Here is a 14,429-nt window from a genome sequence, read left to right as displayed (position 1 = left end):
CACCCAACCCCCGCGGGCCCACCCCCCGCCGCGGGCCCGCGGCCCCCCACACCCCCCCCGGCCCCCCCGCGTGTGGGGGGGGCGCGGCGGGGCCCGCGACGACCAGCTGGACGGGACCGTCCGGGCCGTCGGGGTAGACGGTACGCAGCGACTCGTGCCGCGCCACCACGTCACCGAGCGCGGCCGCGAGCGCGGGCACGTCCGGTTCGCCGTGCAGGCGCAGGGCGATCGCGATGTTGTAGGCGCCCGAATCGGAATCGAAGCGGTTGAGGAACCACAGCCGCTGCTGTGCGGGAGACAGCGGAATCCGTTGCGGCCGTGTGCCGCTCGTCAGGGCCGGACGCTCGCGCGTCCCGGTCTGCCTGCCCACCAGGGCCGCCAGCGCGGCCACCGTCGGAGCCTCGAACAGCGCGCGCACGCCGATCGGGGCGCGCGCCGCCGCGCTCAGCCGCGCCGCCACCCGGGTGGCGCTGAGCGACGTGCCGCCGAGCGCGAAGAAGTCGTCGTCGAGCCCGACCAGCGCCAGGCCCAGCACCTCCGCGTACGCCCCGGCGACCAGCTGTTCCAGCGGCGTCACGGGCGCGCGGAACTCCGCGAGTTCGACGGCCGGGACGGGCAGGGCGCCGCGGTCGAGCTTGCCGTTCGCGGTCAGCGGCAGCGCGTCGAGCACGACGAACGCGGCCGGAACCATATACGACGGCAACGCGGCCGCCAGCCTGGAGGGCACCGTCGCCGTATCGATCGTCGCACCGGCGGCGGCCACCAGATAGGCGATGAGCCGGTCGCCGGTGCGCTCGTCGCTCTGCGCGACGACGGCCGCCGCGGCGATCTCGCCGAGCGCCAGCAGCGCCGCCTCGATCTCCCCCAGCTCGATCCGGAAGCCCCGGATCTTCACCTGACAGTCGGTGCGGCCCAGGTATTCCAGCTCGCCCACAGCGGTCCACCGCACCAGATCGCCCGTGCGGTACAGGCGTTCACCCGCGCGCTCCGAAAACGGCTGCGCCACGAAGCGTTCCGCGGTCAGTCCGGGACGGCCGTGGTATCCGTGCGCCACCTGCGCGCCCGCCAGGTACAGCTCGCCCGCGGTCCCCGGCGGCACCGGGCGCAGCCGCGAATCCAGCACGTACACCTGGCTGTTCCACTCCGGGACGCCGAGCGGAACCGTTCCTGCGCACTCGTCGTCGACGCGACGCGCCGTGATGGAGACGGCGGTTTCGGTGGGGCCGTACAGGTTCCACAGCTCCACGCCCGGATGGCCGTCGCGGAACCGACCGGCGGTCGGGCCCGGCAGCGCCTCGCCGATCACCAGCACCGCCCGCAGCGAGGACGGCAGGGAGGCGCCGGTGGACAGCAGCGCATCCAGCGTCGAGGGCACCAGGTGCAGCACCGAGACCCGGTGGGTTTCGATGGCCTTCGCCAGGTACACCGGATCGCGGTGGGTGTCGGGCGCGGTCACCACGATGCGCCCACCGCTGATCGGTGCCGACCAGAATTCCCACACCGACAGGTCGAAGGTGGCGGGCGTCTTCACCAGCACCGAATCCTCGGTCCCCATCGCGAATGCCGCACGCTTCCACAGCAATTGGTTCGCGATGGCGCGGTGCGGCACCGCCACGCCCTTGGGCCGCCCGGTCGAGCCGGAGGTGAAGATGAGGTACGCGGTGTGCTGCGGCAACAGCGCCGACGGCCGGTCGGCGGCGGTCACCGGGGCAGCCGAGAGCTCCGCCAGCTCGAGCTCGTCGACGTCGAGCATCGGGACGGCCGCCGACAGCGACGGCCGGTCCCGGCGGGTGGTCAGCACGCACAGCGGCGCGGCCACGTCGAGGATGTAGTTCCGCCGCTCGGCGGGCTGATCGGGATCCAGCGGCACGTACACCCCGCCCGCTACCGAGACGGCGTACATCGCGACCACCAGGTCCACCGAGCGGCGGATCCCGAGCGCCACCCGGGTCTCCGGCCGCACGCCGAGCGAGATCAGGTGGCGCGCCAGGCGATTCACGCGGCCGGAGAACTCGGCGAAGGTCAGCGCGCGGGCCGGATCCTCGCCGTCGCCGTCGCTCGCCACCGCCACCGCCTCCGGCGTGCGGGCCGCCTGCTCGGCGAACAGCGCCGCCAGCGTGGTCTCCGGCACCGGGTGGCGGGTGTCGTTCCACTCGCGCAGCATGGTGTGCCGCTCGTGGGCGGCGAGCATCTCGATATCCCCGGCGGGACGGTGTGGCGCGCGGACGATCTCGCGCACCAGGCGCTGGAACCGGTCGCCGATCGCGGCCGCGGTCGCTTCGTCGAACAGATCGGCCGCGTAGGCGAGGTGGCCGGTGATCCCCGCCGGCGCGCCCGTGTCGTCATAGCGGTCGGCGACGACCAGCTGCAGATCGAATTGCGCTATCTCCAGGTCGATTTCGGCGGGCGTCACGGTGAGCCCGGGCAGGTCCAGCTCCACCGGGGCCAGGTTCTGGAACGAGAATCCGACCTGGACCAGCGGGTGGCGCGCCGTCGACCGGACCGGATTGAGCGCCTCCACCAGCCGCTCGAACGGCACCTCCGCGTGCGCGAACGCCCCGAGGTCGACCTCGCGCTGGCGGTCGAGCAGGGCCGCGAACGATTCGCCCCCGTCGACGCCGGTCCGGAACACCAGGGTGTTGACGAACATGCCGATCACACCGTCGAGTTCGCGCTCGCCACGACCCGCGATCGGCGTACCCACCGCGATATCCGACATCCCCGACAGCCGGGCCAGCAGCATCGCGTACGCGGTGTGCACCGCCATGAACAGCGTCGCGCCGCCCGCGTGCGCCAGCTCCGCCAGGCCCGCGTGCAGGTCGGCATCGATCGACACCGGCACGGGCCCCCCCCCGGCCCCCCCCCCCGCCCCGGCCCCCCCGCGCACCGACGGCGCGGCGGGGGGCGGCCGATCGCAGGGCAGGGTCAGTTCGTCGGGCAGATCCGCCAGCCGCTCGGTCCAGTAGGCCAGCTGGACGGCGGCGCGGCTGCCCGGTGCGGATTCGTCGCCGAGCGAATCCCGCTGCCACAGACTGTAATCGGCGTACTGCACGGGCAGCGGCGCCCACTGCGGCGGATGCCCGGCGCGGCGGGCGCGGTAGGCCGCCGCCAGATCGTCGGCCAGCGGGCTCAGCGACCAGCCGTCGGCCGCGATGTGGTGCAGGACGATGGCGAGCACGTGGTCGTGCGGCCCCGTCCGCAGCAGCCGCACCCGCAGCGGCGTCTCCGCGGTGAGATCGAATCCCGCACTCGCGAACTCCCGCAGCCGATCCCGCAGCTCGGCCGTATCGACGTCGATCACCGGCAGCGAGACGGCCGCGGCGCCCGCGGGCACGATCACCTGATGCGGGCCGTCGTCGCCGTCCGGGAAGACGGTGCGCAGCGTCTCGTGCCGCTCCACCAGATCACCCAGCGCCGCGCGCAGCGCCGCCGCGTCCAGCTCGCCGTGCAGCAGCAGCGTGAACGGGATGTTGTAGGTGCTCGATGCCGGGTCGAACCGGTTGATGAACCACAGCCGCTGCTGGGCGGGCGACAGCGGTATCCGCGCCGGTCGCGGCCGCGCCGCGAGCCGCACCGCCTCGCCCGCGCCGCCCATCAGCCGCTGCACCTGCGCCGCGAGTTCCGCGACGGTCGCGTCCGCGGGGGACAGGCGCCCGGGTAACCGCCCCCCCCCCGGGGCCCCCGCCCCGCGGGCCCCCGGGGGCCGCCGACAGCGAATTGCCGCCGAGCGCGAAGAAGCCGTCGTCCAGGCCCACCCGGTCCAGGCCGAGCACCTCGGCGACGGTCCGCGCGGTCGCGTGCTCGATCGGCGTTCCGGGCGCGCGGTAGACGCGGACCTGGGCCGCGGGCGCGGGCAGGGCCCGGTGATCGAGTTTTCCGTTGGCGGTCAACGGGATTGCGTCGAGCACGACGTACGCCGAGGGCACCATGTACTCGGGCAGCACGGCGGCGACCCCCACGCCGACCGACACCGTGTCGAGCGCCGTGTCCGGCGCGGCGACCAGATAGGCCACGATCCGGCGGTCGCCGGGCACGTCCTCGCGCACGACCGCGGCGGCCGAGCGCACCCCGTCCTGGGTCAGCAGCGCGGCCTCGATCTCGCCGAGTTCGATGCGGAATCCGCGCATCTTCACCTGGTCGTCCCCGCGGCCCAGGTAGTCCAGCTGATGTCCGGCGTTCCACCGGCCGCGGTCACCGGAGCGATACATCCGGGATCCGGGGGCGCCGAACGGGTTCGCGACGAAACGGGTGGCCGTCAGGCCCGGCCGACCGAGGTACCCGCGGGCCAGTTGCTCGCCCGCCACGTACATCTCGCCCGGCACCTCGACCGGCACCGGCCGCAACCGGCTGTCCAGCAGCAGGGTGCGCAGGCTCGGCAGCGCCCGGCCGATGCCGCCCGCGTGCCGCCGGGCCGCGTCCGGCCGGTCCAGGCCCCGGTGGGTGACGTGCACCGTGGTCTCGGTGATGCCGTACATGTTCACCAGCTGCGGCATCCGATCACCGTGGCGGTCGAACCACGCTGTCAACCGGCGCAGTTCGAGCGCCTCGCCGCCGAAGACGATGTACCGCAACGCCAGCGGCGGATCGGTCGGCGAATCCTCCTGCCGCGCGGCCGCGTCGGCGGCATCGAGCTGATAGAACGCCGACGGCGTCTGGTTGAGGACCGTCACCTGCTCGCGGCGCAACAGCTCCAGCAGGTGTTCCGGCGAGCGCGCCGTATCGCGGTCGACCACCACGAGCGTGCCGCCGTACAGCAGCGCCCCCCACAGCTCCCAGACCGAGAAATCGAACGCGTGGGAGTGGAACATGGTCCACACGTCCGAGGCGCCGAATCCGAACCGCGCCTGCGTACTCGCGAACAGCGTCGTGACGTTGCGGTGCGGGATCTGCACGCCCTTCGGGCGTCCCGTCGAACCCGAGGTGTAGATGACGTAGGCGGTGTGTTCGGGCCGCAGCGGCGCTCGCCGCTCGGCGTCGGTGATCCGCGGTATGCCGTCGGTCCCGTTCGCCGTCGGATCGATCACGGGCAGGCCGGGTGGGACGACGGCACGCACGGCCTCGGTGGCCACCGCGCACACCGGGCGCGCATCGGTGAACAGGTACTCGATGCGCTCGGCCGGATACGTGGGATCCACCGGCAGATAGGCGGCGCCGGACTGCACCACCGCCACGATCGCGACGACCAGATCCACCGACCGCGGCAGCGCCACCGCCACCAGTGTCTCGGGTCCCGCTCCCGCCTCGATCAGGCTGTGCGCCAACCGGTTCGCGCGCTGGCGCAGCTCGCCGTAGGTGAGGCTGTCGGCGCCGCACCGCACCGCCACCGCGTCGGCGTGCGCCGCTGCCGCGGCATCGAACACCTCGGCCAGCGTCGTCTCGGCGGCCATCGCGGGCTCGGATTCCGCCACGAGCCGATGTTGCTCGTCCGCGCTCACCAGGGGCAGATCCGCGACCACCGCCCGCGGTCCGGCGGCCAGAAACTCGCTGAGGTAGTTCAGGAACCGGCGATGGTGGGCACCCAGCTCGGCGGCATCGTAGCGATCGGGATTGGCGATGAAGTCGATGTGCAGCCCGTCGTCGCCCGCACCGTTGTAGAGGGTGATCGACAGATCCTCCACCGGGCCGGTGGACACCATGTGCACGGTGGCGTCGGCGCCGCCGAGCCGAATTCGGTTGTGGAACAGCATCATATTGACGACCGGCCCGAAGAATCCGCGCCGGTTGTCGGAGATGCCGAGATCGCGGCGCATGTCCTCGTGGCGGTAGCACTGGTGGCGCAGTGCCTGCTCGAGGCGTTCGGCGACCGCGCCCACCAGCCGGTCCACGGTGGCACCGGGGTCGACCGTGACATGCACCGGCACCACATTCGACACATATCCCGCCGAGGCGCGCAGCAGCGGCGTGGTGCGCGCGGTCACCGGCAGGCTCAGCACCACCTCGCCGCTGCCGGTGACGGCGGAGAAGTATCCGGCCAGCGCGGCGAGGAACAGGGCGGGCCGGGATACGCCGAAACGCTCTCGCGCCGAACCGAACAGGGCCGTGGCCGCGGCATCGATGGTGCCCGCCTCGGTGCGGCGGCGCCCGCTCGCCGGGGCGGGATTGTCGCTGAGCCCGAACCATTCGGGCAGTCCCGTCAGCCGCTCCGACCAGTAGCGCCGGTCCTCGGTGAAGGCCTCCGATTCGCGGTACTCCAGTTCCGCCGCGTACACCGCCGACAGGTCGGCGGCGGTGCACCGGCTCAGCTCGGTACCGGCGACGATCGCGTTGTAGCGCTCCACGATTCGGGCGACCAGCAGCATCGATCCGTAGCCGTCGATGGCGATGTGGTGCATCTTCGCGTACCACAGGTAGTGGTCGTCGGCGATCCGCAGCACCGCGGAGCGGAACAGCGGCCCCAGCACCGGCATCGGCGTGCTCGCGTCGCGCTCCATCCAGCGCCGCGCCGCCGCGAGCGGATCGGCCTGCGACCGCAGGTCGACGACCTCGGAATCGAGCGGGGTGTCGGGGTCCACCAGCTGCCACGGGGTGCCGTCGACCTCGACGATCCGCAGGCTCAGGCTCTGCAGGTCCGCCGCGCACCCGCGAATCGCCTCGTCGAACGATTCGACATCCAGGTGACCGGGGATATCGACGTACTGGGCGACCGTGAGCGGCACGTCCGGCGCGATGCATTGAGCGTTCCAGATTCCGGACTGTGCGGCCGAAAGGGGGAACCGCCTCGGGGCCGCGGGCTCGGTACGGCCTGCGGACTCGGGGGCCAACGAGGTCATGCAGTCGCTCCGTTCGAAGGATGGGGGTGGTGCAAGACAGCGGTGACGCACGGGACGGACCGAACCGGAATCGCCTCGGCGGCCTCTACCTGGCAGTCGTTGCCCGAGGGGCATACGGATTGGTCGGTTTGCAAGACACCCGATCGGCACCCGGTGTCACCGGGCGGCTCCCCCGAACCCCGGAAATGGTCACCGCCGCCAAGTACGCTCGGGTTATGAGGTCCATATGGAAGGGCTCGATCGCCTTCGGACTGGTGAACGTCCCGGTAAAGGTCTATACGGCGACCGAGGACCACGACATCCGGTTCCACCAGGTGCACGCCAAGGACGGCGGGCGGATCAAATACGACCGCGTGTGCACCGTGTGCGGTCAGTCGGTGCAGTACGCCGATATCGATAAGGCGTACGAGTCACCGGAGGGCGACAAGGTCATCCTCACCGACGAGGATTTCTCGAAGCTGCCCGTCGCGGAGAAGCACGAGATTCCGGTGCTCCAGTTCGTGCCGTCCGAGCAGATAGATCCGATCCTGTTCGACAAGAGCTACTACCTGGAGCCGGATTCGAACACCCCGAAGGCGTACGTACTGCTGGCCACGACGCTCGAGGAAGTGGACCGGGTGGCCCTGGTGCATTTCACGCTCCGCCAGAAGACCAGGCTGGCCGCGCTGCGGGTGCGCGGCGGCATCCTGGTGCTGCAGACGCTGCTGTGGCCCGACGAGGTGCGCGCGGTCGATTTCGAATCTCTCGACGGCGCCGCCGCCCCGCGCAAACAAGAGATTTCCATGGCCGAGACCCTGGTCGAGAGCATGTCCGACGATTTCGACCCGGGCCTGTACACCGACGAATACCAGATCGAGCTGAAGAAGATGCTCGACGAGGCGATCGCCTCGGGCTCCAACAAGGTGATCCGCCGCGAGGAGGAGGCGGCACCCGCGGAAATGGATGCCGAGGTGGTCGACCTGGTGGCCGCGTTGCAGCGCAGCCTCGAGGCCACCGGCCGCCGGGGCTCGGATTCCGATGGCAAAGCCGAGAAGAAACCCGCCGAGAAGGCCGCGAAAAAGGCGCCCGCCAAGGCCGCGAACAAGTCCTCCACGGCCGCCAAGACGGCCAAGAAATCCACCAGACAGACCACTCGCAAAGGCGCCTGACGCGGGTCCCCGGCTCCCCGCGCGCGAACTGGCAAACTGTGGGCATGGAAGCCGACACAGCCATCGTCCCGATGGGCCTGGGCCATCTGCGCGAGGTGCTCGACCTCGGCGGTGAGGTGTTCGACACCGAGGCCAAGCCCTACACGTCCTGGTCGCTGACCTCGGTGGCCGAGCATCTGGACAATCCGGACGGTTCCTGCTGGGTCGCGGTGGACTCCGACCGCGTGGTCGGCTTCGTGCTCGGCTCGATGGAGTTCGAGCTGCGCGAGGACTGGGGGTATCTGGAGTGGATCGCCGTCGCGCCGGATATGCAGGGCCGCGGGATCGCGGGTCGGCTGGTCGAGATCTGCTGCCGGACGCTGTTCGAGCGGGGCGCGCGCCGCATCGTCACCGACGTCGAGTCCGGAAATGCGGCGTCGGCGGCGATGATGACGCGGCACGGCTTCGCCGACACCACCACGGTCCGGCTGTTCGTGCGCCCGAATCCGGACGAGCCCGACCTCACCCCCGGCGACGTGAGCCCCGGCCTGTCCCCCGCCACCAAACGCACCTTCGCCCGCACCGGGCGGCTACGGCGCTGACGCAGACAGCGTCGCCTGCGCGGGTCCGAAGTTGTCGGTGGTGCCGCATAGGGTGGGCGCATGACTTCGACCGATGCGACGATGGCGGCGATCAACGAGGCGGTAACCCTTGGGCGGCAAGGGGATTCGGCCACGGCCCGTAAACAGCTGATGGCCCTGTGGGAGACCGTCGGCACCACGGGCGACGCGCTGCACCGCTGCACCCTGGCGCACTACCTGGCCGACCTGTTCGACCACGCGGCCGACTCGCTGACCTGGGACGTCCGCGCCCTCGACGCCGCCGACGCACTCACCGACGAGCGCGCGCAGCGCGAGCACGCATCGCTGAGCGTGGCGGGTTTCTATCCGTCGCTCCACCTGAACCTGGCCGACAACTACCGCCGCCTCGGCGCCTTCGACTCCGCGCAGCGCCACCTGGATGCCGCCGAGGCCAGGGTGGGCGCGCTGTCCGACGACGGCTACGGCGCGGGGGTCCGAGCGGGAATCGCGAACGTACGCAACGCCCTTGCGGAGGGCTCGACCCAGCGCCTGCCCACGCATTGACCTCCTCCCGGCCGTCCCGGCGCGCTACTTCCGGAATCCGGCCTCCAGCTCGCGCAGGGTCGCCTGCGACTCGGCCGGGTCGTTGTCGGGTCGTCCTTGTCCGCGGCGCGGGCGGCGAACACGTCGATGCACCGCTGGAGCTCCGGACGCTGCGGATCGTCGGTGAAGATCACCTGGTCCGCGCCCAGACCGGCCTGGCGGGACCCGATCCGCACCACGTCCGCACGCTGCTCGGCACCGCAGGCCACCGCGGTTGCCGCGAGAGTTTCGCTCACCGCAATCGCAACCGTTGCCCCGGCCCGCCCGGCACCGCTTGGATTGCCGGGGCATATCGCGACGAACATTCGGGAGTACGAGTGAAGTTCCATCGGATACCGGCGATCCCGGTGCTGATTCTGGCCGCCGCCGCGACCCTCACCGCGTGCGGCGGCAGCGACGCGTCCTCCGACAATGTGGTCCGGATCGGCACCACCGACAGGGATTCGTCCTGGGACGTCTTCGAACGGAAGGCCGCGGAGAAGGGGATCACCCTGCGGGTCACCAATTTCTCCGACTATCAGCAGCCCAATCTCGCGCTGTCGCAAGGGCAGATCGATGTGAATCTGTTCCAGCATCTGCAATTCCTGGGCCAGTACAACGTCGCCAACAACGACGATCTCACCCCGGTCGGCGCCACGTATATCGTTCCGCTGGGCCTGTATTCCAAGAAGCACGAGCAGGTCGCGGACATTCCGCAGGGCGGCGAGATCGCCATTCCCAACGACCCGACCAATCAGGCGCGGGCGCTCAACGTGCTGCAGAAGGCCGGACTGGTCCGGCTCGCCCCCGGCGTCGCGCAGCCCACTCCCGCCGATGTGGACAAGAATGCGTCGAGGGTGAAGGTGACCACCGTCGACGCCGCGCAGACCGCCCTGTCCCTCGCTTCGGTGGACGGCTCGGTCATCAACAACACCTTCCTGGAGCGTTCCGGCGTCGACCCGAATTCGGCGCTGTTCAAAGACGATCCGGCCGATCCCGCCGCCGAGCCGTATATCAATGTCGTGGTGTCGCGCGCCGCCGACAAGGACAAGGCGGCCTATCAGACCGTGGTGGACCTCTGGCACGATCCGGAGGTGCAGCGGGCGCATGCCGAGGTCACCAAGAACACCGCGGTCGAGGTGAAGCGCGGCGGTCCCGAGGTCCAGCAGATCCTGCAGCGCGTGCAGGACGGCATCCGAGCACAGAAGTGAGCGAACAACCCATCACCCCGGCCGTCGAATTTCGTTCGGTCACCAAGGTTTTCACGACGGGCAAGCGGCGCGACACCGCCCTCGCCGATATCGATCTGAGCATCGACCCCGGCGAGATCTTCGGTGTCATCGGCTATTCCGGCGCGGGCAAGAGCACGCTGGTGCGTTTGATCAACGGCCTGGAGAAACCGACGCACGGCACCGTTCTGGTATCGGGCGCGCCGATCACCGGCGTCGCGGAGTCCGAGGTGCGGCGGCTGCGCCGCGATATCGGGATGGTGTTCCAGCAGTTCAACCTGTTCCGCTCGCGCACGGCGGCGGGCAATATCGAGTATCCCCTGAAGGTGGCGGGGCGGCCGCGGGCCGAGCGCAAGGCCCGCGTGGCGGAACTGCTGGAGTTCGTGGGGCTGTCGGACAAGGCGCGCAGCTACCCGGATCAGCTGTCGGGCGGGCAGAAGCAGCGCGTCGGCATCGCCCGGGCGCTGGCCACCTCGCCGTCGCTGCTGCTGGCCGACGAGGCCACCTCGGCGCTGGATCCGCAGACCACCGGCGAGGTGCTGCGCCTGCTGCGAAAGATCAACCGGGAGCTGGGCGTCACCATCGTGGTGATCACCCACGAGATGGACGTCATCCGGTCGGTGGCCGATCGGGTCGCGGTGCTGGCCGAGGGCCGGATCGTCGAGCTGGCCGACACCTTCGACGTATTCTCCGCACCCCGCGCCGAGGCCACGCGGAGTTTCATCGACACCGTGCTGCACAACCGGCCCGGTGCCGACGAACTTCGGCGCCTGGGCGAGCGGCACACCGGCAGGCTGGTCACCGTGCCCGTCGACGACGAGCGCGGGGTCGGTGCGGCGCTGGCCACCGCGGCCCATGCCGGGGTCCGCTTCGAGGTGGTCTACGGCGGGGTGAGTGCGCTGCGGGACAAGACCTTCGGCAGTCTAACGCTCGCGCTCGACGGTCCCGACGACGCGGTGGCCTCGGTGGTCGACGACCTGGAACGGAGGACCGCGTGACTCTCGCTGCCGCACAGACGGACTGGGACAAGCTGCGGCCCGTGCTGACCGAATCCATCGGCACCACCCTGTATCTGGTGCTGGTCACGTTCGTGGTCGGCGGGCTCATCGGGCTGCTGCTCGGCACCGCGCTGTACACCACGCGCAAGGGCGGGCTGCTGGCCAACGCCCCGATCCATCTGCTGCTCAACGTCGTGGTGAATGTGGTGCGGCCGATCCCGTTCATCATCCTGCTGGCGGCGCTGGGCCCGGTGACGCTGCAGGTGGTCGGCACCACGATCGGCACCGACGCCGCCGTCTTCGTGATGATCGTGGCCGCCTCGTTCGGTATCGCCCGCATCGTCGAGCAGAACCTCGTCACCGTCGACCCCGGTGTCATCGAGGCGGCGCGGTCGATGGGCGCGGGGCCGCTGCGGATCATCCTCACGCTGCTCATCCCGGAGGCCCTGGGCCCCTTGGTCCTCGGTTACACCTTCGTGGTGATCGCCATCGTCGACATGTCGGCGATGGCGGGCACCGTCGGCGGCGGCGGTCTCGGCGACTTCGCCCTCGTCTACGGCTACCAGCGCTTCGACTGGCAGGTCACCCTGGTCGCCACCCTGATCATCATCGCGGGCGTACAGGGCGTGCAGTTCGCCGGGAACCTGCTGGCCCGAAAGATACTGCGCCGCTGAGCTATACGCCCTTCGGGGCGCGGGAGGACATGAAACCGAACAGGTAGCCCGCCACGCGGCGCAGCTGGATCTCCTCGGCGCCCTCGGTGATCCGGTAGCGGCGGTGGTGGCGGTAGATGTGCTCGAAGGGGGTGTGCCGGGAGTAGCCGAGGCCGCCGTGTACCTGCATGGCGCGGTCGGCGGCCTCGCAGCACAGGCGGTTGGCCCAGTAGTTGCACATCGACACCTGTTCGGAGGCGGCGAAGGTGCCGTGGCGGTCCATAGTCCAAGCGGTCTTGTGGATCAGCGCCCGCAGCATCTCGCATTGCGTGTGCAGTTCCACCAGCGGGAATTGGATGGCCTGATTCTCCGCCAGCGCCTTGCCGAAGGGCTTGCGCTGCTTGGCATACGCGACGGAACGATCGATACAGTACTGCGCCGCACCGAGGCTGGAGGCGGCCTGGCGGATCCGGTTCTCGTTGAAGAAATGCTGGACCACCGCCAGGCCGCGGCCGACGGGGCCGAAGACGGCGTCGCCGGGGACGCGCACGTCGCGCAGCGAGACCCGGCCGTGGTCGGTCGGCATGTTGAAGGTCCACAGGTATTCCTCGACGCGGAATCCCGGGGCCTCGGTGGGTACCAGGAATGCGGTGATTCCTGCGGCGTCCCCCGGCTCGCCGTTGGTGCGGGCGAAGATCAGGTCCGCATGGGCGGCGTGAATGCCGCTGTTCCAGGTCTTCTCGCCGTTGATGATCCAGTCGTCGCCGTCGCGGACGGCGCTCGTCTCCATGTGGGTGGCATCGGAGCCGTGCTCGGGCTCGGTGATGCCGAATGCGAAAAATCTTGTCCCCGAGGCCAACCCGTCGACCCACTCGGACTGTTGTCGCGCCGAGCCGTATTCCAGCATGAGCAGCAGTCCCACGTTGTTGGCGACGATCGCGTGCTCGTTCTGCAGATCGCAGTGCAGGCCCAGGCCGCGGCGGGCCAGATGTTCGCGGATCACGGCCATGCCGAGATTGCTGCCGTCGCGGCCGCCGAACCGCCGCGGGAAGGCGTACCGATAGTGCCCGGCGGCGTCGGCGCGGCGGCGCGCCTCGGCCAGCAGGGCCTCCCACTCCCTGCTGGGCAGCCCACCCCGCTCCCAATCGGTGCGGGCATTCTCGCGCCGGTGGTCGAAGAAGCGGGTGTTGTCGTCGGCCCGCTCCAGCGGCACGATCTCGCGGTCGATGAACTCGTCCAGTTCGGCGAGATAGTCGACCAGATCTTTCGGCAGTTCGAAATCCACTGGGGCCTCTCTCTAGGGGTGGGTGAGCTCAGTCGGACGGATCTGCATGAGCAGGTCCCACTCGATCTCCGGGATGCGGCGCCCGCTGGCGGCCATGACGATGTCGCGGACCGTTCCGTCCAGATAGGCGGCCGCCTGCTGGGCCAGCCCGACACCCCAGCCCAGCGTGCACAGCACCTTCCACCACCGGAATCGGTCCGGGTCGAAGCGACCGCCCGCCGATTCGTACCCGCGGACGAACGGTTCGCGGCCGCCGAACCCACCGAATTCGGCGGCATCGGAGCGGAACCGCCACATGCGCAGCGCCGCCCAGGCCGCGTCGCGCATGGGGTCGCCGAAGCGGCGGGCGCCCTCCCAGTCCAGCACCGCGCGCAGGCCGTCGCCGTCGACGATCAGGTTGCCGTTGCGCATATCGGTGTGCAGCAATGCCTTTCGCTCCGGCGGTGGTGGAACGCGTTGCTCCAGCCAGCGCATTGCGGCGGCGAACACCGGCCGGTCCGCCAGCAGCGCCCGCACACCGCGCTCGGCCGCCGCCAATTCCGTTGCCGCCGGATCGCTTTCGGCCTCGCCCGGCAGCCGGTCCGGCGCCGCGCCCGGATCCACGATGTGCAGGTGCGCCATCGCCTGCCCCAGCTGATAGGCGACCCTGTCCCCGATCCCCGCGGCGTGGACCAGCCGCAGCACCTTGCGCGGCACGGTCTCGCCGTCGACATGTTCGGAGATCAGGAACGGCGCGCCCAGGTAGGTGTCCTCGGTGCAGACGGCGACCACCGGCGGCGCCGGGACGCCGTGTTTGCGGGCCAGCTCGCGCACGGCCGCCTCGGCCTCGACCGGGATCTGCTCGATGGCGGCCGGGACGATGGTCGCGACCAGCCGCACCGACCGCCCCTGACGCTGCGCGTCGAAGACCACGGTGCGGCGCCGCGCGCCCGCCGACACCTGCCGCACGTTCGAAACCCGCACGGCGCCATCGAGTTCCGTTGCCAGGAAGCGACTCAGCCCGGGGCCGACATTGCCGTTCACTCCCCCTCCCACGCATCGTATCCGGGCTTGGCGACGGCCAGGTCCGCCCGCACGATCTCGACCATCGCCCGCCATCGGTCGTGTTCGGTGCCGTGGGGGGGGGTGTTGTACGCGGGGGGGGTCGGGGACGTGGCCGCCTAGGGTGGTGCCGAGGGCGGTGGTGGTGTGGCCGGGGATGTCG

Annotated in this window: 8 protein-coding genes and 2 pseudogenes; 6 read left to right on the top strand and 4 right to left on the bottom strand. The window is 70.6% G+C overall.

The features are described from left to right. Positions 1-79: 79 nt before the first annotated feature. Positions 80-5,372 (bottom strand): annotated as a pseudogene (locus QH290_RS16360) (amino acid adenylation domain-containing protein); the annotation flags it as partial. 96 nt (positions 5,373-5,468) lie between these two features. Next, positions 5,469-6,770 (bottom strand): annotated as a pseudogene (locus QH290_RS38285) (condensation domain-containing protein); the annotation flags it as partial. A gap of 215 nt (positions 6,771-6,985) precedes the next feature. Between QH290_RS38285 and ku the strand changes: the two are divergent. The 6 genes from ku (at position 6,986) to QH290_RS16325 (ending at position 11,961) form a co-directional block, all read left to right on the top strand. Then, positions 6,986-7,918: a non-homologous end joining protein Ku gene (gene ku / locus QH290_RS16350; protein WP_280383718.1), complete on the top strand. Its 933-nt coding sequence runs from the start codon at positions 6,986-6,988 to the stop codon at positions 7,916-7,918. Positions 7,919-7,962: 44 nt separating this feature from the next. After that, positions 7,963-8,499: a GNAT family N-acetyltransferase gene (locus tag QH290_RS16345; RefSeq protein ID WP_280270044.1), complete on the top strand. Its 537-nt coding sequence runs from the start codon at positions 7,963-7,965 to the stop codon at positions 8,497-8,499. 60 nt (positions 8,500-8,559) lie between these two features. After that, positions 8,560-9,042 (top strand): hypothetical protein, encoded by a 483-nt coding sequence (locus QH290_RS16340; RefSeq protein WP_280383716.1) that lies wholly within the window; start codon positions 8,560-8,562, stop codon positions 9,040-9,042. Positions 9,043-9,398: 356 nt separating this feature from the next. Further along, positions 9,399-10,271, top strand: coding sequence for a MetQ/NlpA family ABC transporter substrate-binding protein (locus QH290_RS16335; protein WP_425301907.1), 873 nt, complete (start codon positions 9,399-9,401; stop codon positions 10,269-10,271). A gap of 11 nt (positions 10,272-10,282) precedes the next feature. Continuing rightward, complete coding sequence (locus QH290_RS16330; RefSeq protein WP_280383722.1) at positions 10,283-11,287, top strand: methionine ABC transporter ATP-binding protein; 1,005 nt, start codon at positions 10,283-10,285, stop codon at positions 11,285-11,287. Next, positions 11,284-11,961 (top strand): methionine ABC transporter permease, encoded by a 678-nt coding sequence (locus QH290_RS16325; protein WP_280270042.1) that lies wholly within the window; start codon positions 11,284-11,286, stop codon positions 11,959-11,961. The genes QH290_RS16330 and QH290_RS16325 overlap by 4 nt, the downstream gene beginning before the upstream one ends. 1 nt (position 11,962) lies before the next feature. Here QH290_RS16325 and QH290_RS16320 read toward each other — a convergent pair whose 3' ends face one another. Beyond that, positions 11,963-13,225, bottom strand: coding sequence for an acyl-CoA dehydrogenase family protein (locus tag QH290_RS16320; RefSeq protein WP_280383713.1), 1,263 nt, complete (start codon positions 13,223-13,225; stop codon positions 11,963-11,965). 12 nt (positions 13,226-13,237) lie between these two features. Next, a complete protein-coding gene (locus tag QH290_RS16315) occupies positions 13,238-14,248 on the bottom strand; it encodes a phosphotransferase family protein (protein ID WP_425303613.1) in 1,011 nt (336 codons plus the stop codon). Positions 14,249-14,429: the final 181 nt, after the last annotated feature.

This window comes from Nocardia wallacei, assembly GCF_029869545.1.
Taxonomy (GTDB): Bacteria; Actinomycetota; Actinomycetes; order Mycobacteriales; family Mycobacteriaceae; genus Nocardia; species Nocardia wallacei_A.
Note: the sequence above shows the minus strand (reverse complement) of the source record. Positions and strands in the feature narration are given on the sequence as shown.

Bases quoted from the DNA above. Each gene is read 5' to 3' on its own strand.
- ku (WP_280383718.1), top strand. From the start codon at position 6,986: ATGAGGTCCATATGGAAGGGCTCGATCGCCTTCGGACTGGTGAACGTC.
- QH290_RS16340 (WP_280383716.1), top strand. From the start codon at position 8,560: ATGACTTCGACCGATGCGACGATGGCGGCGATCAACGAGGCGGTAACC.
- QH290_RS16345 (WP_280270044.1), top strand. From the start codon at position 7,963: ATGGAAGCCGACACAGCCATCGTCCCGATGGGCCTGGGCCATCTGCGC.